13 protein-coding genes are annotated in these 13,623 nt (G+C 74.9%); 5 read left to right on the forward strand and 8 right to left on the reverse strand.

Annotated features, from left to right (window positions below; genetic code table 11):
* Nucleotides 1-2: 2 nt before the first annotated feature.
* A complete protein-coding gene (locus E1211_RS04460; RefSeq protein ID WP_132345663.1) occupies nucleotides 3-1,226 on the reverse strand; it encodes an acyl-CoA dehydrogenase family protein in 1,224 nt (407 codons plus the stop codon).
* Nucleotides 1,226-2,326 carry a phosphotransferase family protein gene (locus tag E1211_RS04465; RefSeq protein ID WP_132345665.1) on the reverse strand — a complete coding sequence of 367 codons (1,101 nt, stop codon included), beginning with the start codon at nucleotides 2,324-2,326 and terminating at the stop codon, nucleotides 1,226-1,228. The genes E1211_RS04460 and E1211_RS04465 overlap by 1 nt, the downstream gene beginning before the upstream one ends.
* A gap of 149 nt (nucleotides 2,327-2,475) precedes the next feature.
* Between E1211_RS04465 and E1211_RS04470 the strand changes: the two genes are divergently transcribed.
* Both E1211_RS04470 and E1211_RS04475 read left to right on the forward strand, forming a co-directional pair.
* A complete protein-coding gene (locus E1211_RS04470) occupies nucleotides 2,476-3,171 on the forward strand; it encodes an amino acid-binding protein (RefSeq protein ID WP_132345667.1) in 696 nt (231 codons plus the stop codon).
* A gap of 272 nt (nucleotides 3,172-3,443) precedes the next feature.
* Nucleotides 3,444-4,475, forward strand: coding sequence for a GNAT family N-acetyltransferase (locus E1211_RS04475; protein ID WP_132345669.1), 1,032 nt, complete (start codon nucleotides 3,444-3,446; stop codon nucleotides 4,473-4,475).
* Between the two features lie 39 nt (nucleotides 4,476-4,514).
* Here the strand turns inward: E1211_RS04475 and E1211_RS04480 are convergent, their stop codons facing one another.
* Nucleotides 4,515-6,080: an aldehyde dehydrogenase family protein gene (locus E1211_RS04480; protein ID WP_132345671.1), complete on the reverse strand. Its 1,566-nt coding sequence runs from the start codon at nucleotides 6,078-6,080 to the stop codon at nucleotides 4,515-4,517.
* Nucleotides 6,081-6,208: 128 nt separating this feature from the next.
* Nucleotides 6,209-6,721 carry a GNAT family N-acetyltransferase gene (locus tag E1211_RS04485; protein ID WP_132345673.1) on the reverse strand — a complete coding sequence of 171 codons (513 nt, stop codon included), beginning with the start codon at nucleotides 6,719-6,721 and terminating at the stop codon, nucleotides 6,209-6,211.
* A gap of 246 nt (nucleotides 6,722-6,967) precedes the next feature.
* Between E1211_RS04485 and bioD the strand changes: the two genes are divergently transcribed.
* Genes bioD through E1211_RS04500 form a run of 3 tightly spaced genes read left to right on the forward strand, consistent with a single transcriptional unit; the run spans nucleotide 6,968 to nucleotide 10,075 of the window.
* Nucleotides 6,968-7,672: a dethiobiotin synthase gene (bioD, locus tag E1211_RS04490; RefSeq protein WP_132345761.1), complete on the forward strand. Its 705-nt coding sequence runs from the start codon at nucleotides 6,968-6,970 to the stop codon at nucleotides 7,670-7,672.
* A gap of 55 nt (nucleotides 7,673-7,727) precedes the next feature.
* Nucleotides 7,728-9,401 carry a sensor histidine kinase gene (locus E1211_RS04495; protein ID WP_243709339.1) on the forward strand — a complete coding sequence of 558 codons (1,674 nt, stop codon included), beginning with the start codon at nucleotides 7,728-7,730 and terminating at the stop codon, nucleotides 9,399-9,401.
* On the forward strand, nucleotides 9,398-10,075 hold the full coding sequence (locus E1211_RS04500) for a response regulator transcription factor (RefSeq protein WP_165947167.1): 678 nt from the start codon (nucleotides 9,398-9,400) through the stop codon (nucleotides 10,073-10,075). The genes E1211_RS04495 and E1211_RS04500 overlap by 4 nt, the downstream gene beginning before the upstream one ends.
* A gap of 21 nt (nucleotides 10,076-10,096) precedes the next feature.
* On the opposite strand, the gene E1211_RS04505 is transcribed toward E1211_RS04500, so the two are convergent.
* The 4 genes from E1211_RS04505 to E1211_RS04520 form a co-directional block, all read right to left on the reverse strand.
* A complete protein-coding gene (locus E1211_RS04505; RefSeq protein WP_243709340.1) occupies nucleotides 10,097-10,963 on the reverse strand; it encodes a polysaccharide deacetylase family protein in 867 nt (288 codons plus the stop codon).
* A 67-nt stretch (nucleotides 10,964-11,030) separates the two neighbouring features.
* Complete coding sequence (locus E1211_RS04510; protein WP_132345676.1) at nucleotides 11,031-11,828, reverse strand: ABC transporter permease subunit; 798 nt, start codon at nucleotides 11,826-11,828, stop codon at nucleotides 11,031-11,033.
* The gene (locus E1211_RS04515) at nucleotides 11,825-12,760 is read right to left on the reverse strand and encodes an ATP-binding cassette domain-containing protein (RefSeq protein ID WP_132345678.1); all 936 of its coding nucleotides are present in this window, start codon (nucleotides 12,758-12,760) and stop codon (nucleotides 11,825-11,827) included. The genes E1211_RS04510 and E1211_RS04515 overlap by 4 nt, the downstream gene beginning before the upstream one ends.
* A gap of 132 nt (nucleotides 12,761-12,892) precedes the next feature.
* On the reverse strand, nucleotides 12,893-13,561 hold the full coding sequence (locus E1211_RS04520; RefSeq protein ID WP_132345680.1) for a methyltransferase: 669 nt from the start codon (nucleotides 13,559-13,561) through the stop codon (nucleotides 12,893-12,895).
* Between the last annotated feature and the right edge of the window lie 62 nt (nucleotides 13,562-13,623).

Raw genomic sequence — 13,623 nt, forward strand, 5'->3', positions numbered from 1 at the left:
GGTTAGGTGGGGGTGGGGGTCCAGCGGCGGAGCTCGCGCTTGGCCAGGGAGGCGCGGTGCACCTCGTCGGGCCCGTCGGCGAGGCGCAGGGTGCGTGTGGCGGCCCAGAGGGCGGCCAGCGGAGTGTCCTGGCTGACGCCGGCACCCCCGTGCGCCTGGATGGCCTTGTCGATCACCCACTCGGCCATCGCCGGCGTGGCGATCTTGATGGCCTGGATCTCCGTGTGGGCGCCCTTGTTGCCGACGGTGTCCATCAGCCAGGCGGTCTTCAGCACGAGCAGGCGGGCCTGCTCGATGCGGACGCGGGACTCGGCGATCCACTCCCGCACCACGCCCTGCTCGGCGAGGGGCCGACCGAACGCGACCCGCTCGCTGACCCGTCGGCAGAGCAGTTCGAGGGCCCGCTCCGCCATGCCGATCAGCCGCATGCAGTGGTGGATCCGCCCCGGGCCGAGCCGGGCCTGGGCGATGGCGAAGCCGCCCCCCTCCACGCCGACCAGGTTCGCCGCCGGCACCCGCACGTCGGTGAAGTCGATCTCGGCGTGCCCGCCGTGCGCCGCGTCGCTGTACCCGAAGACCGTCATGCCCCGCCGGACGGAGACGCCCGGGGTGTCCCGCGGCACCAGCACCATGCTCTGCTGGCGGTGCCGGTCGGCGCCCGGGTCGGTCTTGCCCATCACGATGAAGATCTCGCAGCGCGGGTCCATCGCCCCGGACGACCACCACTTGCGGCCGTTGACCACGTAGTCGTCGCCGTCGCGGACGATCCGGGTGGCGATGTTGGTGGCGTCGGAGGAGGCGGCGTCCGGCTCGGTCATGCAGAACGCCGAGCGGATCTCGCCCGCCAGCAGCGGAGCGAGCCACCGCTCCCGCTGCCGCTCGGAGCCGAACTCGGCCAGCAGCTCCATGTTGCCCGTGTCGGGGGCGGCGCAGTTGAGCGCCTCGGGGGCCAGGTGCGGGCTGCGGCCGGTCAGCTCGGCCAGCGGCGCGTACTGGAGGTTGGTCAGCCCGGCACCGTAGCGCCGGTCGGGCAGGAAGAGGTTCCACAGCCCCCGCTTGCGCGCCTCGGCCTGCAACTCGGCCATCACCGGCGGACGCGCCCACGGGTCGCCCGCCTCGGCGACCTGCGCGGCGTGCAGCGCCTCGGCCGGGTACACGTGCTGCTCGAGAAACGCGGTCAGCTCGACCCGTAGCTCTTCGGTGCGGCTGTCGTACGCGAAATCCATCAGCGCTCCCCGGCGGCGGTCAACCCGTACGCGATCAGCGGCGCCACCATCTCGCCGATCCGGTCGAATCCCTCGCCGAGCGTCTGCCCGAGCGTGTGCCGGTAGTGGATCCCCTCGCAGATCACCGCGAGCTTGAAGCAGCCCAGCGCGACGTGCCAGTGCAGCGGGCCGACGTCGACCCCGCTGCGCTCCGCGTAGCGGGCGATCAGTTCCGCGCCGGTGGGGAAGCCGGCCCGTGGCCCGAGACCGTCGGCGACCGGGTTGCCCTCGGCCGTCTCACTGCCGCCGAGCACGTCCCAGTACGTCAGCAGCAGGCCCAGGTCGGCGAGGGGGTCGCCGAGGGTGGCCATCTCCCAGTCGAGCACCGCCCGGACCGCCACCGGGTCGACGGTGGCGAGGAGATTGTCCAGCCGGTAGTCACCGTGCACGATCCGTCCGGCGTTGGCGCTCGCGGGCACGGAAGCCGCCAGCCGGTCGCGCAGCTCGTCGATGCCGGGCAGCGGCCGGCTGCGGGACCGCTCCAGCTGCCCGGCCCAGCGGCGTACCTGCCGCTCCAGGTAGCCGTCAGGACGACCGAAGTCGGCCAGGCCGACCGCCGCCGGCTCGACCCGGTGCAACGCGGCGAGGGTGTCCATCATGGCCGTCGCCAGCTCGTGGCGGCGCCGCCCGCCGAGCCTGTCGGTCTGCGCCCGCGTCCGGTAGACCTCGCCGGTGACCCGCTCCATCAGGTAGAAAGGCGCGCCGATCACGTCCGGGTCGGCGCAGAGCAGCAGCGCGCCCGGCACCGGCACCTCGGTCGGTGCCAGCGCGGAGATCACCCGGAACTCCCGGGCCATGTCGTGTGCGGTGGCCAGCACATGCCCCAGCGGCGGGCGGCGCAGCACCAGCTCGCGGTCGCCGACGTGCAGCAGGTAGGTGAGGTTCGACTTCCCGCCGGCGATCAGCCGGGCGCGCGGTGGGCCGGCGGCCAGGTCGGGGCGGTGCCGGGCCAGGTAGCCGGCGAGCCGATCGAGGTCGACCCCGGCGGGCGCGCGAGTGGTGCCGGCGCGGGAGTCCGGGTCGGCCCCCGGCGGGGACCCATCGACGGCCGGATCGGTCATCCGATTAGTTCATGGCAGCGCCCTCACGTTGTCAAGGTCGGGTTTTGCGTCCGGGACATGCCGCGGCAACAGGGACGAAATGGGCGTCGCGCAGGCTGGAGTCCAGCCTGCCGGCCGTTCACCCGCCGGCCCGCCGAGCGGAGGGACGCATGTTGCTGCGAGTACGGGTCACCCTGCCGGACCGTCCCGGCACCCTCGGCCAGATCGCCCGCACGCTGGGTGTGTCCGGTGCGGACATCGTCCAGGTGGTGGTCCTCGAACGGCTCGGCGGGCGGGCTGTCGACGACTTCACCGTCGTCTGGCCGGGCGAGCCCCGCGTCGAGCGGCTGCTGGCCGGGCTGGCCGCGATTCCCGGCGTACGGGTGGACGGGGTGTGGCGGGCGATCGGTGCGCCCACCACCACCGGCCAGGACGCCGAACTGCTGGCCCAGGTCGCCGCGAACCCGGCCGACGGTCTCGCGACCCTGGTCGACGCGGTGCCCGGCCTGCTCGCCGCCGACTGGGCGGTGGCCGCCATGGTGCCGCTGGACTGGGCGTCCCGCTCCGGTGGTGGCGCGGCGGCCGTGGTACGGGCGAGCTGGCGTGCCCCCGTACCGCCCGCCCTGCCGGAGGTGACCCCGTTGCGCGCCCGCGCGATCTCCTCACCCGAGGGCACCCACCACGCGGTCGCGCCGTTCGGCCGGGCCGGTCTGGTGCTGGTGGTGGCGCGCCGGCACAGCTCGCCGCTCACCGCCGCCGCGTTCCACGCCACCGAGGTCGACCGGCTGGCGCAGCTGGTACGCGCCGGCGCGGTGATCCTCGGCGACCGGCTCGACCTGGTCGGCCCGCCCCCGGTGACCGCCTGAGCCGTCGCCGGCGGCGCCCGCTCCTCACCTCGGGGCGACGGTCGGCCTCCCGGAGGCTTTGGCGCTGAATCGTTCGTGACATCGAGGGTCGGCGCTGAGGCGTCACGACCCTGACGCGTTCGCGACATCAGCTCCGAAGGCCACGAGGTGGAGGTCGGTGGGCCGGGCCGGAGGAGAGGCGCGTCGTTCCCGTCGGGACCGGCCGGGACCTGCCGTGCCGTTCCCCCGGCGGTTCTCGACACCATCCGGTCGAGCGAGGAAGGAAGCCGACCATGACGTTGTGGCGGATCCGGGCCACCGTGGACGACCGGCCCGGTTACCTGTCGGTGCTCACGGCGAGCCTCGCCCTGCGCGGGGTCAACATCCTCGCCGTGCAGGTGCACACCACCGAGCGGGGCGCGGTCGACGACTTCCTCGTCGACGCGCCGGACGCACTCGGCGAGGACGACCTGATCGCGGCGGTCGAGCGTGGCCGGGGACGGGACTGCTGGGTGGCGCGCAGCGAGGCGCGCGGCCTGGCCGACGAGCCCACCCGGGTGCTCGGGCTGGCCAACCGGCTGGTCCGCGACCCGGACGCGACAGGTGAAACCCTGCGTGCGCTGCTCGGCGCCGACGCGGTGACGTGGCGGCCGGAGCCGGCGGGCGCCCACGTGGGGATCGCGGGCGGCACCATGCTGATCGCCGAGCCGGGTGGCGGCTGCTACACGCTGGGCCGGGCGGTGCCGGAGTTCACCCCCGCCGAGCACGCCCGCGCCCAGGCGCTGGTCGAGCTGGCGGCCACCGTCGCGCGCCGGGCCGCCGAGCAGGTCACCCTGGTGCTGCCCGACGGCGCCGAGGTGTCCGTCCGACCGTCCGTCGTCGAGGACCTCCCCGGCGTACGCGAGCTGCACCTCGCGTGCGCGCGGCGCGGGCGTCCACCGGGCGGGGCGTCGGTGTCCACGCCGGAGCGGATGCGCCGGCTGCTGGCGCCGGCCCGCGGACTGACCCTGGTCGCGGTGACCGGCGACCGGGCGGCGGAGACGGTGGTCGCCACGGCGAACCTGGTCGTCGAGGGGGACGAGGCCGAGGCGGCGCTGCTGGTACGCGACGACTGGCGGCGTCGCGGGCTGGGCTCCGCGCTGCTGCGCCGGCTGGTGCAGCACGCCGACCAGGCCGGGTACGCCGCACTGGTGCTGCACGTGCCGGCCGGGAACACCGCGATGCTGGGCACCGTACGCCGCTTGGGGCGACCGACCCGCACCGAGGCCGACGGCGCGATGCGCACCCTCACCCTGCCGCTCGACACGTCCGCGGCGGTGCGGTGAGGCAGGGGCACGCCGTCGACCGCCCCTGCCTCCGGCCGGTCAGGTGGTGGGGTAACGGCTGTAGTCGGGGAAGTTGCCGTAGAGCCGCTCGTCGCCGCCCTGCGTGACCGCCTGCACGAGCAGGTCGCCGCCGACGAACGCCCCCTTCCAGGAGGCGCCCCGACCGCCGAACGGCTCCTCCCGGTCCCCGCGCGAGCGCGGCTTGTTGATGCCCACCTTGAACGCCTGGAGGTCGACCGCCAGCTTGCCGGCCAGCTCCTCGTCGTCGCAGGCGAGCGAGGCGACCAGCGCGCCGTTGGAGGCGTTCATCTGGGCCAGCAGCTCGTCGGTGGTGTCGACCACGACGATCGTGTCGACCGGCCCGAACGGCTCGGCGTGCATGAGCCGGGACCGGCCGGGCGGGGCCAGCAGCACCGCCGGCGCGACGTACGCGGAGGTGTCCTGCCCGTCCAGGAACGGCGCGCCGGCCAGCTTCCCCCGGTGCAGCGGCACGGCGCCGCCGCGTACCGCCTCGTCCACCTTGCGGCGCAGCTCGTCGGCCTTGGCCGCGCTGATCAGCGGACCGAAGTCCAGTTCGGGCAGCGCGTCGCCCACCTGCCAGTCCTCGCCCACGGCGAGCGGATGCCCGAACCGGACCGAGCGGACCACCGGCAGGTACATGTCGAGGAACTCGTCGACCAGGTCCCGCTGCACCACGAACCGGGGGTACGCGGTGCAGCGCTGCTTGCCGTACTCGAAGCCCTTCTTCAGGTGCGCGGCGAGCAGGTCCCACTGGGAGAAGTCCCAGATGCCCCAGGCGTTCAGCCCCTCCTGCTCGATGAAGTGGCGCTTGTCGGAGTCGAGCAGCGCGGCGGCCACCTTCCCGCCGTTGGAGCGACCGCCCACGAAGGCGACCGCGCCGATCTCCGGCGCGCGGACCAGCACCTCGGAGAGTTCCTCGCCGCCGCCGGAGAGCAGCGTCGCGGGCAGCCCGGCCCGCCGCATCAGCGCGTGCGCCACGGTCAGGCAGACGGCGCCGCCCTGGGACGGGGTCTTGGCGATGACCGCGTTGCCGGCCAGCAGCTGCACGAGCTCGGCGTGCACGAGCACGCTCATCGGGTAGTTCCAAGAGGCGATGTTGCTGACCGGGCCGGGCAGCGGCTCCCGACCGCCGGTCAGCATCCGGTCGATCTCACCGACGTACCAGCGGACACCGTCCAGCGCCCGGTCGACGTCGGCGCAGGCGAGCCGCCACGGCTTGCCGATCTCCCAGACCAGGAGCAGGGCGAGCAGGTCCCGATGCGCGGTGAGGGCGTCCAGGGCCTCGGTGACGCGGGCCTTCCGCTCGGCCAGCGGGGTGTCCGCCCAGGCGCGGTGCGCGCCGGCGGCGTGGGCGACGGCGGCCCGGGCGGCGTCCGCGTCCAACCGGAGCAGGTCGACCAGGACGGTGTTGTCGACCGGGGTACGCACGGGGGTGGGCGCGCCGACCGCACGCCAGTCACCCTCGATGAGGTTCCGCACGGCGGCCACCCCGTCGACCTCGGCGCGGAACGCCTCCGGGGTGGCGGCCACCGCACGGGCGAGAGTGTCCGGCCAGCCGGTGCCCTCGGCGAGTCGTAGAGCCATCGCGTCCTCCTCAGGATGTGTCCAGGGGAGCGGCGGCGTCGATGGCACCGCTGGTGTCGCGTACTGTCGCGCGTTCCGTGGCGGGGCAGCAACCGTACGCTCGTATGTCAGGACGGCACGTCCCGCCCTCAGCCGACCAGCTCGTCGGCGAGCAGGTCCATCAGCAGCCCGTCACGCCAGCGCCCATCCTCGCCGCGTTCGTAGCGGCGCAGCACGCCGACCGGACGGAAACCGACCTTGGCGTAGCTGCGGATCGCCTGGGTGTTCGCGGCGGCCGGGTCGATGGTGAACCGGTGGTGGCCGTACGCCTCGACGAGGTGGCGCACCAGCGTGCGGATCGCGTCCGGGCCGAGGCCGAGCCCGTGCACGTCCGGGTCGAGGAAGATGTCGAGGTTCGCGTGCCGGTAGTCCGGGTCCTCCTCGGCGTACCACTGGACGGCCCCGATCAGCCTGTCGTCGTGGTCGACGGTGTAGACGGTCGTCGTCTCGTCGGCGAGGTCGGCGCGGACGGCCGCGCTCACGTCGTCGCCGCCGCGCCACCAGCGTCGGACCTCCGGGGTGGCTCGGATCTTCGCGAGCGCCGACACGTCCGCGTCCGTGGCCGGGCGCAGCGTCACCGCCCGTCCCCGCAGCTCCGGCATCGGACTCAGCCCCCGATCTCGTCGCGCTCGACGTGGGTCGTCCGTACCCTACAAGGCTTCCGCCCGCGGCAGCGCCCGCTCACGGGCGTGACCTGACGGCGGGTGGGCCGAGAGGATCGGTGTGCGGGATCCGGCGGGTGGTAACTTCGCCCGGCGGAGCGGTCGGCAGCGACCGCGAACGAGGTGGTTCGGGGGCGTCGTGGAGAGTGCGCCGTGAGCACGGAGGCCGAGCCGTGGCAGGGACCGGTGGTGGTGACCGGCACCGACACCGCGGTGGGCAAGACGGTGGTGACCGCGGCGATCACCGCCGCGGCCCAGGCCGCGGGGCTGCGGGTGGCGGTCGTCAAACCGGGCCAGACGGGCACGGCGACCGGGGAGCCCGGCGACGTGGACGCGGTGCAGCGTCTCGCCGCCCCGCTCACCGGGCGGACCCTGGCCAGTTTCCCGGACCCGCTCGCCCCGCTCACCGCGGCCCGGGTGGCGGAGCTGGAGCCGCTGGAGCTGTACACGGCTGTCGACGCGGTCCGCGAGGAGGCCGAGAAGCACGACCTGGTGCTCGTGGAGGGCGCGGGCGGGCTGCTCGTACCGATGGGGCTGCGCCCGTCGGGTGAGCCGTGGACGGTGGCCGACCTGGCCGTCTCGCTGGGCGCGCCGGCCGTGGTGGTGGCGCGGGCGGGGCTGGGGACGCTCAACCACACGGCGCTCACCCTGGAGGCGCTGGACCGCCGCGCGGTACCGGCCGGGGTGGTCGTCGGCGCCTGGCCGGCCGCGCCCGAGCTGGTCCACTGGACGAACCTCGGGGACCTGGTGCCGAAGCTGCTCGGCGCGCTGCCGGCCGGTGCCGGCGCGATGGACCCGGGGGTGTTCCGCCGCTCGGCGCCCGGCTGGCTCACCCCGGCGCTGCACGGGGTGCTGGACGACTGGCGCGCCTGGGCCGAGGAGATCGGCTGAACACCTGACTTTCGTCGGTGCCGGCCCCGGACCGGCGGTGGGTAGCGTGGCCGCCGTGACCGATCGGCAGCGAACCCGGGCGGGCCGCGGGGAACGCGGTCCGCTGGTCCACCGGCCCCGGCGATGGGCGCGTACGGCCGGCCGCGCGCTGGCCGGGCGGGCGGCCACCCTCCGGGACGCGCTGCTCTTCGGCGTGGTCGCCGCGCCGGTCGGTTACGCCGGCGTCACCCCACCCCTGCCCCGGTACGCGCTGCCGCTGCTCGCGGCGAAGCTGCTGGTGCTCGCTGCCGCGGTGGTCGTGGGCCGGCGCCGACCGCTGGTCGCGTTGGTGCTGGTGGTGCTCGGCTCGGTGGTCGACGGCAACTTCGTCTTCGCCATCCCGCTGCTCAGTTACCTCGTCGGTCGGCGCAGCGCCGGCACCGCGCCGGCGGTCGTCGTCTTCGCGTTGATCGCGGCGGGCGGCACCGTGCTGAACCTGTGGGTGCTCGGCACCGCGGCGGCGACGTGGTTCCTGCTCGCCTCGGTGCTGCTCTTCGCGGGGGTCTTCCCGTGGTTGCTCGGCCGGTACCGGCGGCAGCAGCAGGAGCTGGTGGAGGCCGGTCGGCGGCACGCGGACGCGGCGGCCCGGGAGCAGCGCGGCGCGGCCGAGCGGATCCGGCTGCGGGAGCGGGCCCGGATCGCGCAGGAGATGCACGACTCACTGGGGCACGACCTCAGCCTGATCGCGCTGCGCGCCGCCGCCCTGGAGGTCGCGACCGACCTCGACGATCGGCACCGGAGCGCGGCGGGTGAGCTACGGGCCAGCGTCGCTGCCGCCACCGAGCGGCTCCACGAGATCATCGGGCTGCTCCGGGAGGAGGAGGCCGGCCTCCGACCGGCCGACGAGAGCGTCGCCGAGCTGGTCGACGGCGCACGCGAGGCCGGGATCGCGGTACGCCTGGAGGCCGAGTTCGACGCCGACGAGCTGCCGACGGTGGTCGGTCACGCCGCGCACCGGGTGGTCCGGGAGGCGCTGACCAACGCGGCCCGGTACGCGCCCGGCGCACCGGTGACGGTCCGCCTCACCCGGGTGGGTGAGCGGCTCGAGGTGTCGGTGCGCAACGCGCCGCCGCCGGCGGGCCCGCTGCCCGGCCCGCCGTCGCACGGCAGCGGCCTGCTGGCGCTCGCCGAGCGTGTACGCCTCGCCGGCGGTGCCCTCGACGCCGGCCCGGCCGAGGGCGGTGGCTTCGCCGTGCGGGCCTGGCTGCCCGTGCGGGCACGGGACGGGTGGGGGCCGGAGCGGGCCGACGTCCCCGTCGACCCGCCGGTCGCGGCGTCAGCGCCGGGACGGCCGGCCGAGGATGCGGGGCTCACGCCGGACGGCGCCCGGCCGGCGGAGGAGCCGGCCGACGCGGAGCGGCGCCTGCGCGACGCCCGCCGGCGGGTCCGGCGGAGTCTGCTGGCGGCGCTGGGCGCTCCGGCGGGCTTCGCGCTGGTGCTCTCGCTCGTCCACTACCCGGTGGCGACGGCCGGTACGGTGCTCGACCGGGCGACCTTCGACGGGCTGCGGGTGGGCGCGCCGCGCGCGGACCTGGTCGGGCTGCCCCGCCGCCAGCTCGACCGTCCGGCCGGGGTCGACAGGCGCGGATGCGAGTACTACACGGACGGCAACTTTCCACTCGCCCAGCCCACCTGGCGGCTCTGCTTCGCCGGGGACCGGCTGGTCAGCAAGGAGAAGATCGACCAGTGACCACCGAGGCAGCCGGGGCGCCGCCCGTCCGGGTGGTACTCGCCGACGACGAGGCGATGATCCGCGCCGGTGTCCGGGCGATCCTGGCCACCGACCCGACCATCGAGGTGGTCGCCGAGGCGGGTGACGGCCGGGCGGCCGTCGAGCTGGTCCGGGCGCACCGGCCCCGGGTCGCCCTGCTGGACATCCGGATGCCCAAACTGGACGGGCTGAGCGCGGCCGCCGAGATCCGCCGGCTGGTGCCGCAGACGGCTGCGGTCATGCTCACCACGTTCGGCGAGGACGACCACATCGCCCGGGCGCTCGGCCACGGGGCGAGCGGTTTCCTGCTGAAGGCCGGTGACCCGCGCGAGCTGATCGCCGGGGTGCACGCGGTCGCCGACGGCGGGGCGTACCTGTCGCCGCGGGTGGCGCGCCGGGTGATCGAGCTGGGCGGCGGGCGGCTGGCCCGGCGGCCGGCGGCCCGGGACCGGACGGCCACGCTCACCGACCGGGAGCGGGAGGTGCTGGCGCTGGTCGGCGCGGGGCTGTCGAACGCCGAGATCGCCCGCCGGCTGCACCTGGTCGAGGGGACCGTGAAGACGTACCTGACCAGCATCTTCACCCGGCTGGAGGTGCGTAACCGGGTGCAGGCAGCGATCATCGCCTACGAGGCGGGGCTCGTCGCTCCGTGACGGCGCGGCCTGGCGCTGCCGTCACCGGATGTAGTCCTCCAGCAGCGCCGGGGTGAGCCCGGACCTGTGGATCGCGCGCAGCGCGGCGAGCAGGTCGTCCATGAGCGCCGGGCGGAAGTGCATCAGCAGGATCTCGCCGGGCTTCACCACCTTCGTCGGGGTCTGGTAGCGCACCTTGCCCTTGTCGACGGTCTCGCGCCAGTGCAGGGCCGCGATCATCCCGCAGTCGCGGGCGGCCTTCAGCGTGTTCGTGTCGCGTTCGCCGAACGGTGGGCGGAACAGCGTCGGTCGCTTGCCGAAGAGCTGCTCCAGCTTGTCGGCCGCCCCGCAGATCTCGTGCTTCTGGTAGGCGTAGGAGCGGCCCCGTAGGGACGTGTGCGTGATGGTGTGGTTCTCGACGACCCCGCCCGCCGCCTCGATCTGCCGGAAGTAGTCGGTGTGCGCGGCCGCGGCGGGGGAGTTCAGGAACATCGTGACCGGGATGTGCGCCTCCCGGATGAAGTCGATCACCGCGGGCGGGCGGGCCAGCCCGCCGTCGTCGATGGTGATGAAGGCGACCTTCTGGTCGGTCGGCACCTGGAACCAGAGCGGGACGGTGGGGCCCGGGGTCGGCCGCACCGGTCGCGGTGGCGGTGCCGGAGGGAAGTCCGGCACCTGGGCGAGGTACCAGGGCAACGTCTTGGGTGCGGGTGGGGACGACGGCGAGCCGGCGGTGGGGGTCGCCCCGGCGGCCGGCGAGGACGCGGCCGACGAGCTCGGCACACCTCCGGCGGGCGGGCTGCCGAGGGCGTGCCGAGGCTCGTGCGCGCAGGCGGTGAGCGCGAGGAGGGTCAGTGACGTGATGACGGCGAGAGCGCTTCGGACGCGACGAGCGCGGTGTGACGACACGCCGGTGAAGGGTACTCACGAACCATAAGGTTCCTGTCAGTGCGCGGACGACGCCCCGCGTCGCCGTTCACGCGTCGCGGCGGCGCAGCGCGGCCCGCCCGATCCCGAGCGCGGCGCACGCCCAACCGGCCAGCAGCAGCAGGCCGGCCAGCGCCGGGTAGGGCTCCGCGTCCCCGGCCATGAAGTGCCCGCCCGCCACCGCGGGAAAGCCGTCCGCGATCCGGTTGAGCACGGTGATGTCCGGCTCCTGGAGCGACAGCGGCACGACCATCAGGGTGGCCAGGAGCACGATCAGGGTGAGCACCGCGCTGCGCAGCGCCGCGCCCAGCCCGAGGGCCAGCACCCCGACCAGCGCCAGGTAGGTGGCGACCGCCAGCAGGTCACGCAGGGTGTCCGCCACCGGGGCGGCGCCCCACTCGCCGAGCACCGGCCGGGCCACCAGCACGCCGACTCCGCCGAGCAGCAGGCCGAGCGGGAAGGTCACCGCCGCGGTGACGACGGCCTTCGCCAGCAGTACGCGGCCGCGCGACGGCGTGCACTGCAACGTCGTACGGATGGTGCCGCTGGTGAACTCGCTGGTGACGGCGAGCAACCCGAGGGCGAGCACGGCGTACTGGGTGAGCTCCATCGAGTCGACCAGGACGCTGCCGACGGTGACGATCCCCCGGTCGTCGGCCGGGTCGTCGTTGGTGTTCGCGTTCGCCGCGTAGATCGCCAACTGCCCGGCGGAGGCGGCGGTCACCAGCACGGCGGCGAGCAGCGTCCACCAGGTGCTGCGGACGGACCAGAGCTTGGTCCACTCGGCGGCGACGGTGCCGCCGAACCCCGCCGACCGGCTGGCGGAACGGGTGCGGGTGGTGCTCATCGGTGCTCTCCTACCGTGCCGGGGACCCCGGCGTACTCGACGCTGTCGGCGGTCAGTTCCATGAACGCGCGCTCCAGGGACGCGCCGTGCGGGCTGAGCTCGTGCAACCGCACACCCGACTCGTACGCCAGATCGCCGACCCGGTCGACGGTGGCGCCGGTGACGGTCAGCTCGTCGGGGCCGGCCGGTTCGACGGTCGCGCCGGCCGCGGTGAGCCGCTCGGCGAGCTTCGCCAGCCCGTCCGGGTGCGGGCTGCGTACCCGCACCGCCACCGCGCTGCCCGCGACGACCTCGTCGACGGGCGCGTCGACGAGCAGCCGCCCGCGCCCGATGACGACCAGCTGGTCGGCGGTGAGCTGCATCTCGGTCATGAGGTGGCTGGAGACGAAGACGGTCCGCCCCTGTTCGGCGAGGCGACGCATGAGCTGCCGTACCCAGCGCACCCCGTCCGGGTCGAGCCCGTTGACGGGTTCGTCGAACATCAGCACCGGCGGGTCGCCGAGCAGCGCACCGGCGATGCCGAGCCGCTGACCCATGCCGAGCGAAAGGGTACGTCCCGGCTTGGCGGCGGCGCGGTCGTCCAGCCCGACGGTGGCGAGCACCTCGTCGACCCGCCGCGCCGGGATGCCGTTGCTGCGGGCCGTGGCCAGCAGGTGCGCCCGCCCGGAGCGGGCCGGGTGGATGGCCTTGGCGTCGAGCAGCGCGCCCACCTCGTACAGCGGGTGCCGCAGCTCCCGGTACGCTCGCCCGCCGATCAGCGCCTGCCCGGCGGTGGGCCGGTCGAGCCCGAGGATCATGCGCATGGTGGTGGATTTGCCGGCGCCGTTCGGGCCGAGGAACCCGGTGACCCGGCCGGGTGCGATGTCAACGGTCAGGGAGTCGACGGCGGTGGTCCGCCCGAACCGTTTCGTCAACCCACGGAGTGTGATCATGCGCCGACGCTAGGCGTTCACCTGGGCGCTCCACCGCGCCCGAACGGCATCACCGGCACCTGACTTTCGTCAGGCGCAGTGGCTGCGGCTGCTGCGCCGCGGGCCGCGGGACAGCGGCGGACCGCGCCCGGCCTAGCCGTCGGCCTTCGGCAGGCCGGGCCGCAGCTCCCACACGGTGGTGCGCTTCACCGTGGCGCTCTCCAGCGCCGGTGGCACCGGTACGTCGTACGTCGCCAGTTCGTCGAAGCGGTCCCGGGGCAGGAACGCCCGCCCGGGGTCGCCGACCAGCACCCGCGCCCCGGCCCGGGCGGCGCGCAGCAGGAAGCGCAGCATCCGCCGGGCCATCGCCTCGCTGTAGAAGACGTCCCCGGCGAGCACCACCTCCGCCCCGGCGGCGTCGCCGTCGAGGATGTCGCCGAGCTCGACGTCGACGCGCACGCCGTTGGCCTCGGCGTTGAGCGCGACCGCCGCCACCGCCAGCTCGTCCACCTCGACGGCGCGAACGGTGGCCGCGCCGACGCGCGCGGCGGCCACGGCGACAAGTCCGGACCCGGAGGCGAGGTCGAGCACCCGGCGGCCGGCCACCAGCTCGGGGTGGTCCGTCACGTAGCGGGCGAGCGCCTGCCCGCCGGCCCAGGCGAAGGCCCAGAAGGGTGGCGGCTGGTCGCTGCGGAACTCGCCCTCGGTCAGTTCCCAGAGCCCGATCGGCTCGTCCGCCTGGTGCAGCCGCACCTCGGGGACGAACGCCACCGGGGCGAGTCGCGCGTGCAGGCGGACGAAGGTGCTGTTGAGCTCGGACACCCGCCGATTCTGCCTCACCGGCGACGGCCGCCCGCCGGGGCGACCCGGGAAGCCCGCGACGG

The organism is Micromonospora sp. 15K316, assembly GCF_004348525.1.
Taxonomy (GTDB): domain Bacteria; phylum Actinomycetota; class Actinomycetes; order Mycobacteriales; family Micromonosporaceae; genus Micromonospora.

Bases quoted from the DNA above. Each gene is read 5' to 3' on its own strand.
- E1211_RS04460 (WP_132345663.1), bottom strand. From the start codon at position 1,226: ATGGATTTCGCGTACGACAGCCGCACCGAAGAGCTACGGGTCGAGCTG.
- E1211_RS04465 (WP_132345665.1), bottom strand. From the start codon at position 2,326: ATGACCGATCCGGCCGTCGATGGGTCCCCGCCGGGGGCCGACCCGGAC.
- E1211_RS04470 (WP_132345667.1), top strand. From the start codon at position 2,476: ATGTTGCTGCGAGTACGGGTCACCCTGCCGGACCGTCCCGGCACCCTC.
- E1211_RS04475 (WP_132345669.1), top strand. From the start codon at position 3,444: ATGACGTTGTGGCGGATCCGGGCCACCGTGGACGACCGGCCCGGTTAC.
- E1211_RS04480 (WP_132345671.1), bottom strand. From the start codon at position 6,080: ATGGCTCTACGACTCGCCGAGGGCACCGGCTGGCCGGACACTCTCGCC.
- E1211_RS04485 (WP_132345673.1), bottom strand. From the start codon at position 6,721: ATGCCGGAGCTGCGGGGACGGGCGGTGACGCTGCGCCCGGCCACGGAC.
- E1211_RS04510 (WP_132345676.1), bottom strand. From the start codon at position 11,828: ATGAGCACCACCCGCACCCGTTCCGCCAGCCGGTCGGCGGGGTTCGGC.
- E1211_RS04515 (WP_132345678.1), bottom strand. From the start codon at position 12,760: ATGATCACACTCCGTGGGTTGACGAAACGGTTCGGGCGGACCACCGCC.